Below are 21,861 nucleotides of genomic sequence, written 5' to 3' on the forward strand. Positions count from 1 at the left end.
GCCCAGCGCCAGAAGAGAGGAGAGAAGTGCCATGAGCATTAGCTATCACGACATCCAAGCGTTTTTGTACCGCGAAGCACGGCTGCTGGACGACCGGGAGTGGGACGAGTGGCTCACGCTGTACCGCAAGGACGCCGAGTTCTGGATGCCCGCCTGGGACGACGACGACCAGTTGACCCGCGACCCGCACAGCGAGATCTCACTGATCTACTACCCCAACCGCGACGGGTTGGAAGACCGGGTCTACCGGATCAAGACCGAGCGCAGCGGGGCGAGTACGCCGGAACCGCGCACGACGCATCAGGTGACCAACCTGGAAATCCTGTCGCACGAGGGTGACACGGTCACCCTGCGGTTCAACTGGCACACGCTCAACCACCGCTACAAGAAAACCGACAGCTTCTTCGGCACGTGCTTCTACACCCTGGACGTGTCGGGAGAGACGCCGCTGATCACAAGAAAAGTCGTGCAGCTGAATAACGACTATATCCATCAGGTTATCGACGTTTATCACGTGTGACCTGATGGGAGAGGAGAATTAACCATGAGCTATACCATTGCCCTCAACTTCGAAGACGGCGTGACCCGCTTCATCGGCTGTAAAGTGGGGGAAACCGTTCTCGACGCTGCTTACCGACAAAAAGTTAACCTGCCGATGGACTGCTCTGACGGTGTATGTGGTACCTGCAAAGGACACTGCGAACAGGGTGAGTTCGACATGGGTGACGAGTATCTGGAAGATGCGCTTTCCGATGAGGAAGCAGCTGAAGGCCAGGTGCTCACGTGCCAGATGGTGCCTTCTTCGGACTGCGTGATCCAAGTGCCAGTGGCATCCACGCTGTGTAAAACACAGGTGGGCAAGGTTGAGGGCACGGTAGCAGCGGTTGAGCAACTTTCCGAAGATAGTATTGAGCTAGCTGTTGATTTGGATGATGCCGAGGGTCTCGCCTTTTTGCCGGGGCAGTACATTCATATTGATGTGCCCGGTACTGAGGTGCACCGCTCCTACTCTTTCAGCTCCTTGCCGGGGGATAAGCGCGCCACCTTCTTAATTCGCAACATCCCCAATGGGGTAATGAGCGGCTATTTAACCGAGCGCGCGGCGGTGGGCGAAAAGCTTACGCTGACCGGTCCGCTGGGCAGCTTCTACCTGCGAGAAGTGAAGCGCCCGGTGCTCATGCTTGCTGGCGGCACGGGGCTGGCTCCGTTCCTCTCCATGTTAGCGCAATTGGCCGAAAAGGGCTGTGATGCACCGATTCATATGATTTACGGCGTCAATAAAGATGACCACCTAGTCAAAACGGATGCGCTAGATGTCTTCGTAGAAAAAATTCCTAGCTTTACCTACGCCACTGTTGTGGTCGACGAGGCTAGCGAGCATTCGCGTAAAGGTTACGTGACGCACCACATGGACGCCGAGGTAATGCATGACGGCGATGTGGACGTTTACCTGTGTGGCCCGCCGCCGATGGTAGATGCTGTGCTGAAGTACTTCGACGCTGAAGGAATCGAGCCTCAGAGCTTCCACTATGAGAAGTTCACACCTAATCAAGTGGGAGAGAGCGCATGAGCAATCAACGTTTTGACGGCCCACGTTTTCAAGATCGAGTAATGGTGATCACTGGTGCTGCTCAAGGAATTGGGCAGCGGGTTGCTGAGCGCGCCGCCGCTGAAGGCGCGCGCTTGGTATTGGTAGATCGCGCTGATGATATCCATGAGGTCGTTGCTGGGCTAAGTAAGCAGGGCTGTGAAGTGATTGCAGTACAAGCCGACCTAGAAAATTGGGAGGGCGCTGAGCAAGTAACGGAGGCGACGCTCAAACAATTTGGACGTATCGATATTCTCATTAACAACGTAGGTGGTGCGATTAACTTCAAGCCGTTTACCGAGTTTACTGAAGCGCAAATTGCCGCAGAGATCAACCGCTCTTTAATGCCCACACTTTGGTGCTGCCGCGCGGTACTGCCGACCATGGTAGCGCAGGGTAGTGGCGTGATCGTCAATGTCTCTTCAGTGGCGACCCGGGGCATCCACCGGATCCCATACTCGGCGGCCAAGGGAGGCGTCAATGCGCTGACCGAGTCGCTGGCCTTCGAGTACGCTGATGCTGGCATCCGCGTGGCGGCTGCCGGTATCGGTGGCACCGAGGCACCGCCGCGCCGGATCTCCCGCGGCACGCCCGAGCCTCGCAACGACACCGAGCGGGCTTGGTTCCAGGCGCACATCGACCAGACCAAGCAGAGCTGCCTGATGAAACGCTACGGCACGCTCGACGAGATGGCTGCGCCGATTCTGTTCCTGGCCTCTGACGAGGCTAGCTACATTACTGGCAGCGTGCTGCCAGTGGGCGGAGGCGACCAGGGCTATTAGCAGGTTAAGTAAGGTAGTTCTAAAGAAGTAGTAACGATAACTCTAAGTACAGCAATCCCCTGGAGCAAACCGTGAAACATATTGAGAAAGGCGTCAGCCTAAGGTATGCGCCCCGCGATTTCCTGCGTGACCTCAATGCCGACAACGCCAGTACAGGTTTAGTCGCGGGAATCTTAGGGCTCAGCGTTGGAGTAGTCCACATTAGCGCTGGCACCTCTGCCGGCCTCGACTCCTCCTTTATCATGATCTGGGTCATCAGCTACTTGATGATCAATGGTCTGTTTGGACTTTTCATGCCAGCCTATTACCGATTGCCGCTGCCGATGGCCAACTCCATTCCCGGAGCACTGATGTTCGCAGCAGTAATTCCAGTGGTGGGGTTGGAAGCTGCATTAGGCGCTAGCTTGATTGCAGGAGCTATCACGTTGATCGCTGGTTTGACTGGGGTGATGGGTATAGTAATGCGCTTAATACCGATGCCTATTGTGATGGGCATGGTGGGCGGTATGCTGTTGAGTTTTGGACTCAATATGGTGAAGCCGTTGGAGAGTGCTCTTGTGCCAGCCTCTATCATGATCCTGGCTTTCTTTATCTCTGCACGCATCTTCCGTAAGATTCCGCCCCTGATTGTTGCCATGCTGGCAGGCATTTTGTACCTGATAGCGACTGGCGTGGATCTGTCCGGTATAGAAGCAACCGTTCGTTTCCCTGAGTTCATCATGCCTGAGTTTACTCTTGGAGCTTTTCTGACCTACGGCCTGCCACTCGCTATTATTCTAGTCGGAATGGAAACACCGGCGGGCGTTGGTCTAGTGAAAGGGATGGGCTATAAAGATGCACCAGCAAATGCAATTACCGCCGTAGGCGGCTTAGGCACCATGGTGTCGTCATTCTTCAATCTACATAGCACTTGCATCGCGGCACCGATGACCGGTGTGTGTGCTTCGCCGGAGGCAGGAAGTCACAACAAGCGTTGGGTAGCAGCGGTGATTGCCGGGGCTATCTTCGTAGTCGCCGCGCCTTTCTACGGTTACGTAGTCAGCCTGCTTGAGGCCACGCCGCGCTACTTTATTGCCATAATCGCCGGGCTGGCACTTATGCGTGTGATCACCTCTTCAATGGCTATCGCTTTTTCTGGCAAAAAACATGAAATAGGCGCGTTGTTCGCTTTTCTGATTGCTGCATCCGGTATTCAGATTCTCGGCATCGGTGCTACGTTTTGGGCGTTAGTTCTGGGTGTTGTTGTCTCGGCAATCTTTGAAACCAAAGATTTCGATTTTATTTTTACCCGGGAAGTTGCTAACAGCGGCAGCTGACCCTTCGCACTATTTGTAATTCGATAAACATTATCCTCCTTGGCCTGGGCTGCTTTGGTAGTGCAGGTCTTTTTTGTGAATAGTAGTTATTAAAAAGCCAGAGGATAAAGTCCTCCGGCATATGTTGGCTTCTGGCATTGTGCTAGAAGGGGTACTGGATGCCATGCTCCATAACGCTGACCCACTGGGTGGTGGTGAACTCATCAAGGTTGGCAGGGCCCCCGAAGCGCCCGCTAGAGCCCGAGCGACCCATGCCGCCGAAGGGTACCTGGAATTCGTTATTCACAGTCTGATCGTTGATATGCACCATCCCCACGCGGATGCGCTCGGCGAAGCGTTGGGCACGTTCCGTGGAGGCAGAATGAATGGCAGCGGCGAGTCCGTAGGGCGAGGCATTGACCAGGGCGATGGCTTCTTCGTCACTATCGAAGAGTGTTATCGGCGCCACTGGACCGAAAATTTCCTCGCCAAAAGCAGGCATCTCGGGTGTCACGTTGCTAAGCACCGTGGCATCGAAGAAATTGCCGTCACGCTTGCCGCCAGCGACAACGTTAGCACCCATGGCCACAGAGCGGTTCACGATCTCTTCAACGCGGCGCGCCTGGGTCTCGTTGATCAACGGGCCGAGGTGTACCTGCTGTTTCCAAGGGTCACCCGTGACTAAGCGTGTGGCCCGCTCGGCGAGTTTGTTCATGTACTTGTCCGCCACTGAACGGTGCACTAAGTGCCGTCCCGCCTGCATGCAAATTTGCCCCTGATGAAGGAAGGCCCCCCATGCTGCAGAAGAGGCGGCAGCCTCCAAATCGGCATCGTCTAAAACCACCAGCGCATTGTTGCCGCCAAGCTCTAAGGCGCACTTCTTAAGCATGCGCCCACAGGTCTCGCCGATCTTCTCGCCTACAGCGGTGGAACCCGTAAAGGAAATCATGCCCACATCGGGGTGCTGCACCAGTGCCTCGCCCACATCAGCCGCGCCGGGCAGGACGTGGAAGACGCCTTCTGGTACGCCAGCGGCCTCAAGCACTTCAGCCATCAATGCCCCTCCACAGACTGCGCTGTCGGGGGCTGGCTTGAGAATGACACAGTTACCCATGCCCAGCGCCGGGAAGACCGAACGCATGGCTAATAAGATAGGAAAGTTCCAAGGCGCAATTACGCCGACAGTGCCGATAGGTAACCGCTTCCAGTAATTGCGCCGTCCCGGCATGCTAGAAGGGAATATTTGACCGTAGGGCTGCATCGGCAGTGCCGCGGCCATCTGCGCCTGCTCATAAGTCGCCTGCAGCTCCCAGTCGGCCTTAGGGCCGATGGAACCACACTCGCGCGTATTCCAGTAGCCAATTTCCTCGGCTCGTTCTTTGAGCAGGGCCGCGGCGCGGCGCAGAATTTCTGCCTTCTGGTCGAAGGGCAGAGCGGCCCATGATAGTTGGGCATCCTTGGCGATTTTGGCCGCACGCTCCACGTCTTCGACCGTGGCGGTTTGCACTTCCGTGAGCTTGTCGCCGGTGGCGGGCTCAATGACCGGTGTTTTAGGGCCGTTCGAAGGCTGCCATTTACCTAGATAAAGGTGATCTTCCCAAAGGTGAGTCGGCATAGTCATCTTTTTTACTCCATTATTATACGATAGCGATGTGATTCATTAAGTTAGATAAAGAAGTGGATCAGTAACTGCGATGCGTCCGGTTTTATGACAGCCTGCCCCCGTGTTGAATGGGCTGGGGCCGTATCAAGAGAGTTTCTTTATTTCACTTTCTTTCCAGGAAATACCAATACCAGGTTGATCGGAGGGAATTGCAAACCCCTCTTTAAAGGTTAAAGTGGGCTCCACAACGGAAGACGCTAGGTCCATCCGTTCTAGCCAATGCGCGTTCGGCGTCACGGAGAGCAAGTGAGCACTGATTTCCTGAAATAAATGACTGGAAACCGGCGTGCTAAATTGTTGGGCTAAGGCGGCTGCACGGGTCCAGCCAGTAACGCCCCCGATTTTCATTACATCAGGCATGGCGAAATCAGACGCTCCAGACGTTAACGATTTAAACATCTCTTCAGGGCCAAACCAGTTTTCGCCAATCTGGATGGGAGTTGCTATTTTGGTTCTGATATCGGCATGGGCGCTATAGTTGTAATGAAAGGTGGGTTCTTCTATCCAATAGACCCCTTCGGCATCCAGCGCCAAACCACGGCGAATGGCCTCGGTTGTGGTGAGGCTTTGGTTGTAATCAACCATGATGGCGGCATCGTCACCCACTTCTTGTTTAATGCGCCGAATAACCGTGATGTCTTGATCAAGCGAGGCATAGCCAATTTTCGTTTTAATGGCTTTGAAGCCATCTTCAACGGACAGGGCCGCACGTTTTACAGCTAAGGCTTCACCGTCCATGCTGTGGCTATCATAGGCCTTGATGGGTTTGGCGCTACCCCCTAGCAGCGTCGATAAAGGCACGCCATGAGCTTTTGATAGTGCGTCCCATACCGCCATGTCGATGCCAGAACAGGCCATTCTGATCAGGCCCGAATAGCCAATCAGGCGGAATTTTTTCTCCAGATTGCTTTCAATCGTATACGGTTCCAGTTGTTGACCTTCGAGAGAAGACTCTAGTTCTTTAAGAATGTCCACCAAGGCGGGCAGCGCCATCGGCGTGTAAGCGAACAGGTAGGCATGACCCACAATTCCCGCATTGGTGTGGAGATCAATCAGAACGAGCGGAGAGGTGGAAACGGTGCCGACGGCCGTATGAACGGGAAACTCCAAAGGGGCATTGACGGTTCTAACGTTCAGTCCCGTTATCCGGATATCGCAAGTGTCCATGATGCTAGGCTCCTATTTTTTGGAGAGAGGGTGAAAGGCCAGCGTTGTCGCTTTTGATGAAGTCTCTCGTTAAATGGTGAATGGAAGCACAGCCGACTTGGGCCATCGTCCGATCAATGTCCTCTTTAATAAGTCGCAAGACGTCATCAACGCCGGCCTCGCCTGCGGCAGACAGCCCATAGAGCGCCGCTCGGCCCAGTAAGACAGCACTGGCGCCCATGGCTAGCGCTTTCACCACATCGGAGCCTCTCCTGAAACCACTATCGATCAAGACCGGGAAGGGGCATGCCTCCGTCACTTCGCCGAGACTTTCCAATGGGGATACGCAGGTATCCAGCTGTCTTCCCCCGTGATTGGAAAGAATGACCCCGTCAATACCAAGCTGATAGCATTTTTGTGCATCTCTGGCGTCTGTTAATCCTTTAACAATGAGCCGGTGTGGCCAAATATCACGCAGCCGTTTTAAAGCTTCCCAGTCAAAGCTGGCATCCATTTGACGGCTCATTAATGCTGCTTGCACCTCAATATCCTGGGCTGCCGAGGTTTCAAAGTTCTTTAAACTCGGCATGCCATGCTTAAGGACGTCGAATGACCATCGAGGGTGCCTCATGCCATCCAGCAATACACGCGGCGTATAATTAAAGGGTATTTTAAAGCCATTTTTAATATCGCGTTCTCGGTAACCATTGACACTGACATCCGTTGTCAGCACCAGCGTGGTGTAACCTGCCTTGAGCGCGCGGGCAACCATGCTTTCGGCAAGTGTTCTGTGCACCACGTAAAGTTGAAACCATAACTCTCCATCGCATTGACTGGCGACTTCCTCGATGGATGAATTTGAAGCCGTGGAGAGCACAAAGGGGATGCCTGCTTTTGCTGCGGACTTGGCAAGCGCTATATCACCTTTTGGCCACAGCACCCCATTTAGCCCTGTCGGTGCAATGATCAAGGGCATGGATAGGGTACTACCAAAAAGCTTGGTCGATAGGGAGCGTTGACTCACATCAACTAGGCGTTGGGGTTTTAATCGGACGTTATCAAATACCGTACGGTTATGTTCAAGCCCCTTCTCGTCTTCTGCTCCGCCGTCCAGGTAGTCAAATACCATGCGTGGCAAGCGTTTTTTCGCAAGCTGTCGATAATCTTCGACGTTGATTGGTGATGTATGAGCCATCATTATCTCCTAATTGGCAGGAGGTATTGTGTTTACCTCGATAAGCACAGGAGATTTCATATCAAGGCTGGCTTTTAAATGCTCTCTAAATTCCTGGGAAGATGTCGCTTTAAAGGCTTGCACGCCATACCCTTTCGCAAGATCACAGAAGTCAATGTTCGGGATATCAATACCAGGTACACTGGATACGCCAAGAACATTAGAAAACCATCTGAGTGCGCCATAGGTTTCATTATTTAAAATGATAAAAATAACGGGAATGTTGTATTGGGCGGCTGTCCAAAGAGCGCTGATACTATAATTGGCCGAACCATCTCCAATCATGGCAATGACTTGACGCTCCGGTTTCGCCATCTGTACGCCTACCGCCGCCGCCATCGCAAAACCTAATCCACCCGCTGCCGCAAAGTAATAGCTGCCGGGGCTGGACATCTGAAGCCGTTCCCAAAGCAGTGGTGTCGTGGAGGTCGACTCGTTTAGGTAAATAGCACCTTCTGGTGCAACGTCGTTGATGATATCGAAGACTGCCTCGGGTGGCAGAGGCCCCACGGTGTCGGAGAGGGTAGGCGGAATATGCCGTGGCTCGGGCATGGCCCTTTCGCTATCCGGGACACGCTCAACCAGTTGATCCAACGCTATTTTGACATCCCCCACCAGGGCATTACCCATGGGGGCTCTTGACGCTTCTTCGTTATCGCAAGTGATCTGAAACAGGCGGGCACCATCAGGCAAATAATGTCCGGGATCATATTGGTGGTACCTGAAAACAGGAGCGCCAATAACGAGGACCACGTCGTGGCCTTCTAACCGCTCAGCAATAGAAGCGATGCCTGCTGGCAGAAGCCCTTGGAAACATGCGTGGTCGGTAGGAAATGGGCACCTGGGCGCCGATGGAGCCGCCCAAACGGGCGCTTTTAACTTTTCGGCCAGAGCAACAGCTTGATGATTGGCGTTAGCAGCATCGACATCGGGGCCTAGAATCAGCGCTGGCGACTTGGCATTTGCAAGACATTCCACAAGTTGCGAGAAGGCTGCTGCGTTTGGCAATCCCATGTTCGCAACCGCACGATCGTAAAGCCAATGAGACTGCGGATCGGCTGGCTGGTCCCAATCGCTGTAAGGAATCGAGAGATAGACTGGGCCAGGCGCACCCAGTTTGGACATGTGGATCGCGCGACTGACGGCGTGTGGAACTTCCTTGGCGCTAGCGGGCTCGTAGCTCCATTTGACCAATGGCTTGGGTAACAGCGTTGCTTCTCGGTTCGTTAATAATGCTTCGACTCCTATCATTTCGCGGGTTTGTTGACCGGCGGTGATGACCAGGGGGGTATGAGAGTTCCAGGCATTAGCCAGTGCTCCCATGGCATTACCGGTACCCGCCGCGGAGTGTAGATTAACAAATGCAGGGCTGCCCATGGCTTGCGCATAGCCATCGGCGATGCCGACAACAACGCCTTCATGTAGGCCTAAAATGTAAGTGAAGTCTTCCGGGAAATCCTTTAGGAACGGCAGCTCGTTCGAACCAGGGTTGCCAAAAATGGTGGTCATTCCTTGGCGTCTCAGAAGCTCATATGTACAAGAATGAATGGTATCCATGGTCTGTTTTAATGCTCCACGCACTTTTAAGTTTAATATTTCTCCAGAGGCTAGCCCTGGAGAAAAACAACGCGTTTGGTACTAGTTGAGTTCCTGCTCGGCTTGCTCGATATGCTCCTTAAATGTGTCAATGACCAGCTGGCCATCGACTCCCATCGGGGCCACTCGCTCTTTCCAGTCTTCCGCTAAGACACTGAGCTCTGTTTCAATTTCTTGAAGAAATGCCTCGTCGGGAACGGTGATCGTATAACCTTGTTCTATCAGTCTCTCTTTAGCGATCGCATCGTTACGATCCCAGGCATTGCCCGCGAGTATGGCAAGAGCTTCCCCTGAGACTTCCATGATTGCCTCTTGGTCTCTAGGCTCTAACGCATCCCACTTACGTTGATTCATGATGATGTAATGTGTTTCCCGATAAAGGCCGCCGGGTATATCCAGAACATAGTTCAAGCTGTCGTCGATTCTAAAAGACGTTATCGAGTCATAGTTAAAGGAGGCACCGTCGACGACCCCTCGAGAAATCAATTCATATACTTCGCTGGCGGGCGCAAACATCGGTGACCCACCCAGGGTTTCGACAATGTCTTTTACGATATCGCTAGATACCCGGATTCTTAGGCCTTCAAAATCTTCGAGTGACGTGATTTCTCGTTCCGTGGTATGGATATTGCCTGGCCCAAACGTCCACAGACCCATTACTTTCACGTCACCAAATTCGTTGTACTGCTCTAGCAGCTCTTTATAGGTCCGCCAGTAAGCCACCGAAGCAGTGGTAGAGTCGTCAGCTAAAAAAGGTAGCCTCATCGCATAGGGAAGAACAAAACGATCCGATGTATACCCATCAACGCTGAATGCTAAATCGGCAACCCCATTTTTCACCAAATTGTAGTGTGACTCTGGAGAGCCTAGGCCGGATAGAATTTGAACGTTCACCCGACCTTCCGTGACCTCTTCAATCTGTTCAGCCCAGGGTTCGATCACTTCCGTGGAAAGAAGGTGAGTCGGGGGAAGCCAGTTACTGAATCTCAATGTGACATCTTCTGCATTGGCTGCTATCGGGAAAAAAACCGAAGATATCAATGTGGCGGCGGCGGTAAGTTGTACTTTCATTTTTCACCTCTTGGGTTTTATTGCTTTTGTGTGATGGTTTACTACATCAGGGAGGGGAGGTATAACACCAGCCCAGGTAAGGCTACCAATAATGCCAGCCTAAATAAGTCTGCAATGACAAAGGGGAAGACGCCTTTGAATATGGTTTTTATGGACACGTCTGGCAGTGTGGCTTTCATTATAAAGGCGTTAAGGCCAACGGGAGGCGTGATCAGGCTTATTTCAATAACGACAATGACAATAATCCCGAACCAAATGGGATCAAATCCAAGGCTCACGATGAGAGGGTAAAAGATCGGCACGGTAAGCAGCATCATGGACATGCTTTCTAACATGCAGCCCAGAATAATATAGATGAGCAATATGCCTAATAATATGGCAATGGGCGCAAGGTTCATATTATCAGTCCAGGCGACCAGAGCCCTGGGAAGACCGGCCACGTTGATGAAGTTCGAAAACAGAGACGCTCCGATAAGGATGATAAATATCATCGCCGTCATTTTGACAGTTTCAACGAGCACGTCGAAAAGGGTTGTGAACGTTAGTGTCCCTTTCACAAGAGCAAAAAAGAACCCGCCCCCTGCACCAACAGCCGCGGCTTCGGTGGGGGTGAAAATACCTATATAGAGCCCGCCGATAATGACCAGGAAAAGAATCGCAATGCCCGACGTTTTCTTGAGTGCTGATAGCCTCATTGCCCACGTTGAGCGTTCACCGCGCGGGCCTGCTTGTGGATCGCGTGCTGTAACGAACGCGATGGCAGCACCGTACATTAGCAGTGCAATTACACCTGGGATAATGCCTGCTACAAATAGTTTTCCAATGTCATTGTTGGTCATTATTCCATATAGAACCAAAAGTACACTGGGGGGTATCAGGATTCCCAGGGTTCCGCCTGCGGCAATGACACCCGTTGCCAAGCTATCTGAATATTTATAGCTTCTCATTTGTGGCATCGCGACTTTTGACATTGTGGCCGCGGTGGCCAGACTAGACCCGCTGACCGCACTAAAGGAGCCACAGGCCGCGAGTGTGGCCAGTGCCAGCCCCCCTCGGTAATGCCCTAAAAAGGAGTACGCAGCATCATATAGGCCTTGGGATAAGCCCGCTCTCGAGATGAAGTTCCCCATGAGAATAAACAGAGGAATGATGGTCAGGCTATATGAAACAGGCGTTTCATAGGTGATTTGTCCCAACATGGACAAAGTGGGCTCTAACCCTACGATATAGCCGAATCCAGCGGTGCCAATGATGGCCATGCCAATGCCAATCGGTACGCCTAACAATAACAGGACAAATACCAGCGAAATGCCGATTAATGAGATTGTCATGGTGTTTTCTCCTTATCTTGATTGCTGGATTTGCCAGGAAAGGATTTAGCAATAAAGATAAGTCCGCACATAAACGCCATTGCACTCATGACCCATGCGATCATTGATAAGTTTATTTCCAAAAAAGAGCTTCGAGCGCCATAAGAGGCAAAGTCCATGGCAACCTGGGCGATCGACCACGAAATAGTGAAGAGCATCAAAGAGCTAAAAACGTTGACTAAAAAGCTAACGACGGGTGCCACGTATCGGTTTTTATTCCACGATATGAGATCCACGGTAATATGCTCGTTATTGGCAGTGACGAGCGGTAGTGATCCATATACAAGAATTCCAAGCCCTAAAGCCATTAGTTCAGACATGCCTGGAATAGGCTTATTGATAAGATATCGAAAAGATATGTCGACTAACCCGCCAATCATCATTATGAAAATAAGGCTAGCCATAATAAATGAAAGATAGTTATGAAAAATTCTAAGAAGCCAATGTGTTTTTTTCACTCTTCATTTCTCCTGTTTCTTTGGTTGTATTTATTTTTGCCTTTTTTACAGTATAATTATATTTTTTTGTGTTTTTTAGATTAATATCCTTGAAGTAAAGAGCATAGAAATGCTAATAGCTATTCTAAATAGCCGTATCGATGGATTTTTTTCTAATTCAGAGGAGAGTGCTTTTTTCATGTTTTACCGTTATTTTTATACTAGCAATTCTTTTAAAATAGATCAAATTGATATTTTTTAGATCTTGATATAGATGTTATCTATGGGGTGGATTATGAAGGACCTGAATTTAATTAGAGTTTTTGTCACGATATATGAAACAGGAAGCGTAAGTAAGGCTGCTGAGAATCTCCATATATCTCAGCCATCGGTCAGCTACTCGCTGTCGAGGCTCAGGCAAGTGTTCAATGACCCATTGTTTAACAGGACACGAGAGGGAATGCAGCCTACCTCTTTATCCTCTCAGCTGTATCTTTCTCTTAGTCATTCTTTATCAGAAATCGAAAAGGCAATATCGCTTACGAAAAAATTTGATCCATTGACTTCAAAAAGATGTTTCAAACTTGCTTTGACGGATTTGGGTGAAGTTTTTTTTCTACCCTCAATACTTGAGTCTCTTAAATACAGGGCGCCTAGCGTTGAGCTTGAAATCATCCCAATTGATGCTTATAGCTTATCTGAATGGATTAGCAAAGAGAGGATCGATGCGGCGGTATGTAACCAAGGTTATTTACTTAAAAAGTTCACTTACAATAATATATTTCCGGAAAGATATGTGTGTATGTTAAGTGATTGCCACCCTCGCATTGGTGGTATACTTTCAATGGGGCAGTATTTAGAGGAGCGTCATGTTGTTGTTTCTGATGGAACTGGCCACCATTTAGTGGAAGATTACTTATTCGAGTCTGGTATAACAAGGAATGTTATGCTTAAAGTTCCTCACTTTAGTGTACTTCCTGATGTGATTTCTTCTAGTGATTTGTTGGTAACTCTTCCATCTCGGGTAGCTCAGTTGTATGCAAAGCGCATGCCGTTGAAGTTTGTCGAGCTTCCTTTTTTAATTCCTGGGTTTGAAGTAGGAATTCATTATAAAGAGCATCGAGGAGATAGTTCTGCTCAATCTTGGTTCTGTGATTTCCTGATAAAAACCCTACATGAAATGTAGTGAAAAATTTGGAAGAAATATTCAAAATCATTTTTAAAAATTGTTAGCTAAGAAGTGGTTGATGGCTAAGAGCGCCTTTCAAAACTGTCGTGTGAACCGCTTAAAGCAGATCAGTGAGCAGCCTAATAAAGTGAAAGCATAGTAGATATCAGTCGCCGCTCATATCGTGTTGCGAGTCGTCGCATCTGTTCCAGCCAGGCGAAGGTTCTTTCCACCACCCAGCGATGACGCCCTAATCGCTGAGTATCTTCCACACCGCGTCTGACTATACGAGCCTGAATATGGCGTCTATGGCAGGCGCGGCGACAACGAGCAAAGTCGTATGCTTTGTCAGCGTGAAGCTTTCGAGGTCGCTGGCGAGAACGACCAAGGCGACCCGCAACGGGGATGAACGCGTCTAGTAAGACAGAGAGGCGAACGCTGTCAAGCATATTTGCCCCCCGAGAGAACGACCGCGAGCGGTGTTCCTTTTCGATCCGTCAGCAGGTGCCATTAGTGCCGGGGAGCCCACGGTCTGTCGGGTTCGGGCCGACGGCTGATACCCCTTTTTGCCTTGATGGAGGCACTGTCCATGCACGCACGATCCCAACCAGTTGTTCAGCTTCTTGCAGGTGTTCCAGCAATGACTGATGAAGCTTTTTCCAGACACCGGCTCATGCCAGTCACGCAGCCGTCGCCAGCAAGTGACGCCGGAACCGCATCCCATTTCTTGGGGCGGAAAATTTATGTTCGCCTACTTATATCACAACGGTAAAAGTGTAGGTGTTGGAGAAAGTTGACGCCCCGTATACTGTTTTACTTGGATCAGGAAGAAAGGGCGAGATTGCGGCAGCCCCTTTTTTCCTTTATTGATATTATATAATTATAGTTCATATTATTTTATAATAGAATATTTAAAGAATTTATGGAATTATATTAAAAAGCTGAGTTTGGCAACCAAAGTGAAAGTACTGGGAAAGAAAGTAGCATGGCTAAGACAACAAAGTCTAAAATAAGGAAAGCACCTGCTCCCTGAAACACAGAAGTTAAAGTTACGCTGGGAGGGGTCACCCCTCGTATAACAAATATGTTTAAACCAACGGGGGGAGTTATTAGACCAATCTCCAATAGCTTTATTACTATTACGCCGAACCATATAAGATCAACACCATATGCAGACATGATCGGGACTGTGAATGGTAGCGTTAGAACAAGAATGCCAATTGAATCAAGAAACATTCCAATTACTAAGTAAAAAACAACTATTGCCAGCAAGACTACAACAAAAGGAGGGTCGATACTCGATAGCCAGTCAAGTATCCATGGTGTTACCCGACTAAGAGAGATGAAAGTCGTAAAAAGCTTTGCCGCCAAAGCAATTAAAAAAATTGCGGCTGTCTGACGAACAGTTTCTTTCCCTGCCTCAATTACACTGGAGAGTTTAAGCTTCTGACGGGCAATTCCAATCATCACCGCCACAGCCAAGCTTACAGCCGCTGCTTCAGTTGGGGTAAATATTCCTGAGTATATTCCACCAACAACGACAAAAAATAGTAAAAAAGATGGCCATAAACCTATAACAGCCTCAATTTTATCTTTTTTACCGATATCGTCTTTTAGCTTTGGACCATCTTGTGGCCTGATGGTACACCATATGGAAATTGTTAAAATAAAACCTACCAACGTTAGAAGGCCAGGAACAACGCCGGCAAGAAAGAGGTTGTTAACGGATTGCTCTGTGAAAATTGCGTAAATCACAAACAGCAGGCTTGGTGGAATTAGCGATCCAAGGGTTCCGCCCGCAGCAACAGAACCAGAAGCTAAGCGGGGGTGGTAATTGTATTTCAACATTTCTGGAACTGCAATTCGTCCCATTGCAGCAGCACAAGCAACACTCGATCCTGTGATCGCTGAAAAGCCAGCACAGCCATTAACAGAAGCAATAGCTAAGCCACCAGGAAGCTTTCTTAAAAGAATACGCAATGACTTATAAAGGTCTGTTGTTATGTCGGCATGATATGCTATGTGCCCTAAGCCTATAAACAGAGGAATCATGCTTAATGGATATGAGTGAACAAAAGCATAAGCATTTGTCTCAATCAATTGAAGAGCAGGTTTAAGCCCTGACTGAATATTCAAGTCGGATCCTGGACGCCAACCAAAATAGACGATTAGCCCAATTGAGGCACAGCTCCCTAGGCTATATGCAATAGGGACTTTCAATGCTAGTAATATCAACACAAAAGTAACTACTATAGATGCTAAAAAGATAGGATCCACGATTAAACCCCACGCAATAAGCTACGAAAATCATAAACCGCCATAATTGCTAGACGGAAAAGAAAAAATAATATACCAATTGTGAAAAGGAAGTGCCCAATCCATACGGGTATATCAAGAACACCGGAGTAGTATTCTTGAGTACTCCAGGCTTTTGACATCCCATTGGTTGCTGCCCACGCTAGAAGAAACAAAAAAATTAGGCCAACGCTATGCTCTAATAAAGCAAGAATTTTTTTTCCCTTTTTATCTAAGCCTTCCGTGAATACATCGACACTAATATGCAGCCTGCAAGCTGTGATTAAAGCGAGAGGGAACATGATAACAATGACCATGAGCTCCTGAACCAAAAGTATGTCATCAGGTATTATTGGCCTTCCTATCCATCGGCTAATCACATTAGTGGTAACAATGATAGCCATTCCGTAGAAAGCTATAACAGAAATATTTAGCATAAACAGCTCAGCCCGATTGGGCTGAGCAGGGGGTAAGTTTAGTTCTATGTTACCCATTTTATTCTACCTTGGTTTTTTCAATTTTATAGTTATCTATAAGGGTGTAGTACTCTTCAAGAAAGTGCTCGGCATCTACACCATTACTCTCTAATCTACCTTTCCATTCATTAATTGATAATTTGCTGGATTCATTAAGTAGCGCTTTATCTTCTTCTGAAAGATAAGATATATTTATTGATTCATCTTCCTGAAATTTCCTTTTTGCGGATTCATTACTGTTCTTCAAAGATTTATAGAAGTGATCAATGAAATCTTCAGAAGTCTCGTTAACAACATTTTTGTTGTGTTCGTTAAGTGAGTTGTAAGAGAATTTATTGGCAAATATTCCAAAAGACAAGTTTTGGCCCCAGTCCATCTCGAGGATGTAAGGTGCTACTTCATATTGACGATACGCATCAATAGAATAGTAATAATTTTGGTTGCAATCCAAAAGCCCTGAGTCCAATGCTTGATATACATCAGCCTGACTCATGCTGATGACTTCCGCACCGAGGGTTTCTAGTGTATCTGCATATGGTCCTGAAGCACGAATCTTGAGATTTTTAATATCTTCAAGGCTATTAACTTCGGAGCGGCAGATTAGCTGAACAGGCCCAGATGTGAAATTAGTTAAATATACAACCCCAGATTTTTCGAACTCTTCCTGCAAAGTTTCGCTATTCTTTGATAGATCATGGATGGCACGCATTCCAACCCACATATCGCTGTTTTCAACAGGAAGGTCGCCTATATTGTATGCTTGTAACTGCTGCGGCGTAAAAAACCCCACAACAGTTCCAGCGTCGGCGACTCCACTTTCGATGGCTGTTAGTGTGTCCCGTCCTCCTACCAGAGATCCTCCCCAGTAGAAGTCTATTTTAATTTCTGCGTCAGACCTTTTTTCTAGCTCTGAAGCCATCCACTCCATCGCTTCAGCCCTGACTCCTCTATTAGGCCCATAATCGGCGAAACGTAGAACGGTAGATGCTTCAGCAGAAAGAATGGTAAGCCCTATAAGCCCGATGGCGGCCGCACTTGTTTTTTGCATTTTATAAAACTCCTGGTCAGGGTTTAATTGTTATGTCGTATTTTGTCGCAGGGATATCGCTATGCCATAGTGGTTAATCTTTGAAAAGGTGTTTTGGTGAGTAAATCCATCGTTATCATTGATGCCAACATAATGGCGAAAGGGGCAAAATGTGACATGGGGTATGCTACTTTCCCAAAGTACATGGCTAGGAATCCAACGATAAGTACTATAGTTGCTGATGTTAGCGAACGCCTTGGGTTGGAAAATAGGCATTCATATCCAATTCCTATTAACATGCCAAGGCTCATTGCTGGGCAGTTCGACACCATATGTAAAAACATGTGAGGATCGAATTGGAAGTTGCTTATGCAGAGTGGATCATGACCCAGTGTGTAATGATCTATCATGAAGCCAGCAAACATCATTCCATGCGAAGGTGTTGCTATGCATTTGTATATGCCCACATGGAATTTCTTGATTTCATTGTGATAGACCATCGTTAATTACTCCCTTAATCACAGCAATTGCTTTTAAAAGTGGCTGGTTCTACACCGCTATGGCCACAGCAACCACCTGCCCAGAATTCTTTCCCTTTCCCCTGGCAGTATTTGTTATCGGCTCCGACCATTTCCATGAATTTTGGATGATCATTTCTACAAATATCTAGCTCATGCTTTACCCAACCTAGAGGGTCTTCTCCATAATCTTTCCAGTAATCTCCTTTCATATTAAGTCCAGGGACAGCTGGATTCCATGACTCGTCTAGCCAAAGGCCAGGATCTCCATATTTTGAGGCCAATTTTCTTATTGCAGGATCATCTAGGGCTTGAAGACGACCATCTTTTATGAGGAGTTCGTTATCTCCAGCCATTTCTAAATGGTAAGTTGGGAAGTAAAGGTGTAAGTGCCAATGACCGACCGGAAAGCCCTGGCGAGCAGCTTTACGCTCATCCATAGACGAAATAATTGTCCCAAAGCCCATATGTATAACACCTGAACGAACCCGCTCATAAAGACAGTTTACAAACCCGGAGGGAAAGTCCTTTCTCGGACGGTGAATATGTGGGTTGGTACCGATAGAGGCTTCCCACCAATACATAAGCCCTTTACCTGGGAATCCTGGATATTGGAGATCTTTAGTTTTCTCCATCATATCTCTAAGCTTATCTCCAAACTCTCCTCCTGCATTGATTTTAGTTATTTTCGAATTTTCAACGATTAGCTGTGTCCAGTCACAAGGCGCAATATGATTAGTAGTTCCTGCAATAACCCCGTTTCCATCTTCCTTGTTTAGAAACATCCAGGGGCGGCCAGTAATATGCCCAGGAAGATACGTTGCTCCGAACTTAGGATTTCCTTCCCAAGTCTTATTTACTAATTTTGGATTGTAAAACTCTCTTTTATCATCCCAGTATTCATCGTGGTTGGTGAATTCGATATCTGTCCCTTCTGGGTCAACAATACGTGCCCGTTTAGCTGCTCTGATGCGTTTCCACGTCCATTCATCAATTGCATTGATAACTTCAATAGGCATTGCGTGAGCAGGGGAGGCCAGAATTTCAGGAGTTATAAATGGCATCCTTTGTATTTTGACATGCTTGTCTGTGAGTACTGGGCCACCATAACCCATAAAAATTTTATCAAACTCTTTCTTAGCAGCTTCTTCTTCCCATTCATCCATCCACTGGGCAAGTTCTTTAGTTCTGAATAAGTAATAGTCTACCTCATCCGCACCAACCCATTGCTTAATATCACCTCGATCTATGTAGCGTATTTCATATTTAACCTTATATTTTTCAAGTATTTTTTTGCATGCTTCAATAACCATTGGGCTATGCCAATTGTCAACTCTAAGCAAAATTCTTTCACCTGGCTGTAGGTCCCAACATGCATTTAGTCCATGGTTGTATGGGCGTTTTGCCACATGCTCTAGGTAAGGCATCAACTGTTCGGAGTGCGTTACCTCCACATATGGTGGGCAGCGTGGGGGGCGAGAACCTGACAAGGGAGGGTGCTCAAATGATGGAGCAAGTGAGCGAGCCATGTCGAGGCGGGTTTTTTGATTCATAATACATCACCTAAAGATACGGGATTTTTAAATTGCATGCATTGAACGCATTACAAAGCATAGATGGTAATTTATGTCGCTGTTAGTGCTAATTTTGCATGCAAATATAGACATTGGTCTAATTTTGTGATTTCTATTATATGCATATAATATTTAATAATATAAAAGATTTAAAAATCTTGGGGGATAAATGAGCATTAATCTTGAGAGTGTAGTGTTTGCTTTGAGGGAGCAAGTGTTAGACGGGTTGTACGCTCCGGGTGAGAAATTAAGAGAAGTCTCTGTTGCTAAAAGCCTAAATGTATCCCGAACTTTAGCCAGACTTGCTATGAGTGAGTTAGAGCATGAAGGGTTGTTAGTGAGAGAACCTAATCGTGGTACGAGAATAAGAAAATTCACTATTCAAGAAATAACTGATGCAATAGAGGTGCGTGGCGAGCTTGAAGCTATGGCTGTTAGGCTTGCAGCGGAGAAGGGAATACCTGATAGCCTTGCCTCGGAAATGAAAGCTCTTATAAACCGATCTGAATATTTGCTTTCTTGTGGTGTTGTTGATGAAATGCAAAGAGAGGAGTGGGTGAATATCAATGAGGAGTTTCATAAGTTGTTAGTTATTGCTTCTGGAAATTGGGCTATAGAAACAGCAATTAACCAAATATCACGTATTCCGCTAGTTTCAACGCGAGCTATAATATTCGATAGAAAAAATAAAGAGAAAAATTTAGCTCAGCTTCATTCTGCTCATGCTGATCATTGTATAATTTTATCCTCAATACTGACTCGACAGGGGCAAAGAGCCGAATCGCGCATGCGTGAGCACGCATATAGTAACGCTCGAAACAAAAACCTTAATTTAGCTAATCCTGAAACGATGTTTTTGGCTAGAAGCCTACCAGGAGGAGTTCTTATAATTAAATCTGATGTTTAGAAAATTTAGTGATTTAGACATACTAGATAGAGGCTCCAAGAGCAACACTATTTAATGAACGACTGGCGTGCTTCCTTGTTTCTTCATCAACATCTCTCAGAGCACTTCAGGCGTGCACTTGGAGACCTAAATTCATAGAGTCCTGAATCCATAGAATAACTGCAGTACTTGGGATCACATGGTAGAGGCAGGAGGGCCAGCATACGGCTGACCATTGGCTAGCTTACGATATCGCGGCTCATTTTTTGTGCAATCCTTATTTTTCACTCCCCTTTATCCTTTTGTCGCAATCAGAAATAAATTATTGCTTCCTAGGGTTGGGGCAGATGAACGTTACGCCGCGGGAAAGCCATTTTATCGGTTTAAAGGACAAATGAAAGTGAGATCCTTACTAATGGTGATGAGTACCCCCTTCGTGGCTAATTCAGAATTTTCCTTTTAAAATAAATAATTAACCCCTTCTTCACGGTACTACTTAGGGAGTTGAAAGGAAAAATACGATCTCATTCGAGATACCTATGAAGTATGGAAAGAAACTCAAACGATATTGGTCTGGTGGTTGCGACCTGACCGATATTAGTGTCGAGCATAGCAACAACTGTCGTCTTTAGGCCCAAGATAGACGTTCCCCAACCTCACCTTGAATCACTGACGCTATCGCCGGGCTCCAAGACAACAAGAAAACCAACGATAGGGTTTCATCATGACCGTGAAGATATTCGACACCCCCGAAGTTCAAGACTTTGTTAAAACCGTGGCTGGCTTTGATCAGTCAGGCGGCAATGAGCGCGCCAAGCAAATTGTCCACCGCCTGGTTGGCGACCTGTTCAAGCTGATCGACGACTTCGACGTCACCGAGGAAGAGTACTGGGCGGGCGTCAACCTACTCAATGCCCTGGGCAGCCAGACCCAGTTCGGTCTGCTCTCGCCAGGGCTCGGCTTTGACCACTTCCTCGACATGCGCCAAGACGCGATCGATGCCGAAGCCAAGCGTACCGGTGGCACCCCGCGCACCATCGAAGGCCCGCTGTACGTGGCCGGCGCCCCGGAAGCCGACGGCTTTGCCCGCCTGGACGACGAAGCGACCGACGGCGAGACCATGTGGCTGACCGGCCAGGTCCGCGACGTCGACGGCACCCCGATTGCCGGTGCCAAGGTCGAGATCTGGCACGCCAACTCCCAGGGCGGCTACTCCTTCTTCGACCCCTCTCAATCCGAGTACAACCTGCGCCGCACCATCTATACCGACAGCGACGGCCGCTACACCGCGCGCAGTATTATCCCCTCGGGTTACGGCGTGCCCGAAGGCGCCCCCACCGATGTGGTGCTCAAGTCACTCGGTCGCCACGGCGAACGCCCGGCGCATATTCACTACTTCGTTTCCGCCCCCGGTCACCAGCACCTGACCACCCAGATCAACCTGGCGGGTGATCCCTACACCTTTGATGACTTTGCCTTTGCCACCCGCGAAGAGCTGGTCATCCCCGCCGAGCGGATCGAGGATCCCGCTGAGATCGCCAAGCGTGACCTGGACGGCCCGTTCTCCCACGTGGTGTTCGATGTGACGCTAGCCCCCGTCGAGGCGCCCGAACTGCAGGTTCGTCACGCCCGCCCACGGGCCAAAGAAGACGAGCAGGATCTGGCCAGCCAGCTTGCCGGAACCGCCAAGGTTTAAGACCCGACCTTGATCAAGGCGAGCCTTCCCCTGGGCTCG

At 48.5% G+C, this 21,861-nt stretch carries 18 protein-coding genes and 1 pseudogene; 7 read left to right on the forward strand and 12 right to left on the reverse strand.

Going from position 1 to position 21,861, the window contains the following annotated elements; genetic code table 11:
* Window positions 1–31: 31 nt before the first annotated feature.
* The 4 genes from benB (at window position 32) to HZS80_RS02000 (ending at window position 3,686) form a co-directional block, all read left to right on the forward strand.
* Window positions 32–520, forward strand: a complete 489-nt coding sequence (benB, locus tag HZS80_RS01985) for a benzoate 1,2-dioxygenase small subunit (RefSeq protein WP_179915004.1) — start codon at window positions 32–34, stop codon at window positions 518–520.
* Window positions 521–544: 24 nt separating this feature from the next.
* The gene (benC, locus tag HZS80_RS01990; RefSeq protein ID WP_179915005.1) at window positions 545–1,570 is read left to right on the forward strand and encodes a benzoate 1,2-dioxygenase electron transfer component BenC; all 1,026 of its coding nucleotides are present in this window, start codon (window positions 545–547) and stop codon (window positions 1,568–1,570) included.
* Window positions 1,567–2,370: a benzoate diol dehydrogenase BenD gene (benD, locus tag HZS80_RS01995; RefSeq protein WP_179915006.1), complete on the forward strand. Its 804-nt coding sequence runs from the start codon at window positions 1,567–1,569 to the stop codon at window positions 2,368–2,370. The genes benC and benD overlap by 4 nt, the downstream gene beginning before the upstream one ends.
* A 71-nt stretch (window positions 2,371–2,441) precedes the next feature.
* Window positions 2,442–3,686: a benzoate/H(+) symporter BenE family transporter gene (locus HZS80_RS02000; RefSeq protein WP_179915007.1), complete on the forward strand. Its 1,245-nt coding sequence runs from the start codon at window positions 2,442–2,444 to the stop codon at window positions 3,684–3,686.
* Between the two features lie 142 nt (window positions 3,687–3,828).
* Here the strand turns inward: HZS80_RS02000 and HZS80_RS02005 are convergent, their stop codons facing one another.
* The 7 genes from HZS80_RS02005 to HZS80_RS02035 all read right to left on the reverse strand — a co-directional run bounded on the left by HZS80_RS02005 (window position 3,829) and on the right by HZS80_RS02035 (window position 12,203).
* Window positions 3,829–5,286 (reverse strand): benzaldehyde dehydrogenase, encoded by a 1,458-nt coding sequence (locus HZS80_RS02005; RefSeq protein ID WP_179915008.1) that lies wholly within the window; start codon window positions 5,284–5,286, stop codon window positions 3,829–3,831.
* A gap of 126 nt (window positions 5,287–5,412) precedes the next feature.
* Window positions 5,413–6,495, reverse strand: coding sequence for an enolase C-terminal domain-like protein (locus HZS80_RS02010; RefSeq protein WP_179915009.1), 1,083 nt, complete (start codon window positions 6,493–6,495; stop codon window positions 5,413–5,415).
* A 4-nt stretch (window positions 6,496–6,499) separates the two neighbouring features.
* Entirely contained in the window at window positions 6,500–7,672 is a 1,173-nt protein-coding gene (locus HZS80_RS02015; RefSeq protein ID WP_218927545.1) for an alpha-hydroxy-acid oxidizing protein, read from the reverse strand.
* Window positions 7,673–7,678: 6 nt separating this feature from the next.
* A complete protein-coding gene (mdlC, locus tag HZS80_RS02020) occupies window positions 7,679–9,265 on the reverse strand; it encodes a benzoylformate decarboxylase (RefSeq protein WP_179915010.1) in 1,587 nt (528 codons plus the stop codon).
* 81 nt (window positions 9,266–9,346) lie between these two features.
* Entirely contained in the window at window positions 9,347–10,375 is a 1,029-nt protein-coding gene (locus HZS80_RS02025) for a TRAP transporter substrate-binding protein (RefSeq protein ID WP_179915011.1), read from the reverse strand.
* Between the two features lie 41 nt (window positions 10,376–10,416).
* Window positions 10,417–11,706: a TRAP transporter large permease gene (locus HZS80_RS02030; RefSeq protein ID WP_179915012.1), complete on the reverse strand. Its 1,290-nt coding sequence runs from the start codon at window positions 11,704–11,706 to the stop codon at window positions 10,417–10,419.
* Window positions 11,703–12,203 (reverse strand): TRAP transporter small permease, encoded by a 501-nt coding sequence (locus HZS80_RS02035; protein WP_179915013.1) that lies wholly within the window; start codon window positions 12,201–12,203, stop codon window positions 11,703–11,705. Before HZS80_RS02035 ends, HZS80_RS02030 begins: the two co-directional genes overlap by 4 nt.
* Before the next feature lie 274 nt (window positions 12,204–12,477).
* Between HZS80_RS02035 and HZS80_RS02040 the strand changes: the two genes are divergently transcribed.
* Complete coding sequence (locus tag HZS80_RS02040; RefSeq protein ID WP_179915014.1) at window positions 12,478–13,368, forward strand: LysR substrate-binding domain-containing protein; 891 nt, start codon at window positions 12,478–12,480, stop codon at window positions 13,366–13,368.
* 78 nt (window positions 13,369–13,446) lie between these two features.
* Here the strand turns inward: HZS80_RS02040 and HZS80_RS23335 are convergent.
* From HZS80_RS23335 to HZS80_RS02065, 5 genes and pseudogenes are all read right to left on the reverse strand, one after another.
* Window positions 13,447–14,083, reverse strand: a pseudogene (locus HZS80_RS23335) (IS5 family transposase); the annotation flags it as partial.
* 200 nt (window positions 14,084–14,283) lie between these two features.
* Window positions 14,284–15,627, reverse strand: a complete 1,344-nt coding sequence (locus HZS80_RS02050) for a TRAP transporter large permease subunit (RefSeq protein WP_179915015.1) — start codon at window positions 15,625–15,627, stop codon at window positions 14,284–14,286.
* A 2-nt stretch (window positions 15,628–15,629) separates the two neighbouring features.
* Entirely contained in the window at window positions 15,630–16,139 is a 510-nt protein-coding gene (locus HZS80_RS02055; RefSeq protein ID WP_179915016.1) for a TRAP transporter small permease, read from the reverse strand.
* Window position 16,140: 1 nt separating this feature from the next.
* On the reverse strand, window positions 16,141–17,169 hold the full coding sequence (locus tag HZS80_RS02060) for a C4-dicarboxylate TRAP transporter substrate-binding protein (RefSeq protein WP_179915017.1): 1,029 nt from the start codon (window positions 17,167–17,169) through the stop codon (window positions 16,141–16,143).
* Between the two features lie 493 nt (window positions 17,170–17,662).
* Complete coding sequence (locus HZS80_RS02065) at window positions 17,663–19,219, reverse strand: hypothetical protein (protein ID WP_218927547.1); 1,557 nt, start codon at window positions 19,217–19,219, stop codon at window positions 17,663–17,665.
* 190 nt (window positions 19,220–19,409) lie between these two features.
* On the opposite strand from HZS80_RS02065, the gene HZS80_RS02070 reads away from it, so the two are divergent.
* Together HZS80_RS02070 and catA are read left to right on the forward strand one after the other, a co-directional pair.
* Window positions 19,410–20,147 (forward strand): GntR family transcriptional regulator, encoded by a 738-nt coding sequence (locus HZS80_RS02070; protein ID WP_179915018.1) that lies wholly within the window; start codon window positions 19,410–19,412, stop codon window positions 20,145–20,147.
* Window positions 20,148–20,850: 703 nt separating this feature from the next.
* Window positions 20,851–21,822 carry a catechol 1,2-dioxygenase gene (catA, locus tag HZS80_RS02075; RefSeq protein WP_179915019.1) on the forward strand — a complete coding sequence of 324 codons (972 nt, stop codon included), beginning with the start codon at window positions 20,851–20,853 and terminating at the stop codon, window positions 21,820–21,822.
* The last annotated feature ends 39 nt before the right edge of the window (window positions 21,823–21,861 follow it).

The organism is Vreelandella glaciei (genome assembly GCF_013415125.1).
Classification (GTDB): Bacteria; Pseudomonadota; Gammaproteobacteria; order Pseudomonadales; family Halomonadaceae; genus Vreelandella; species Vreelandella glaciei.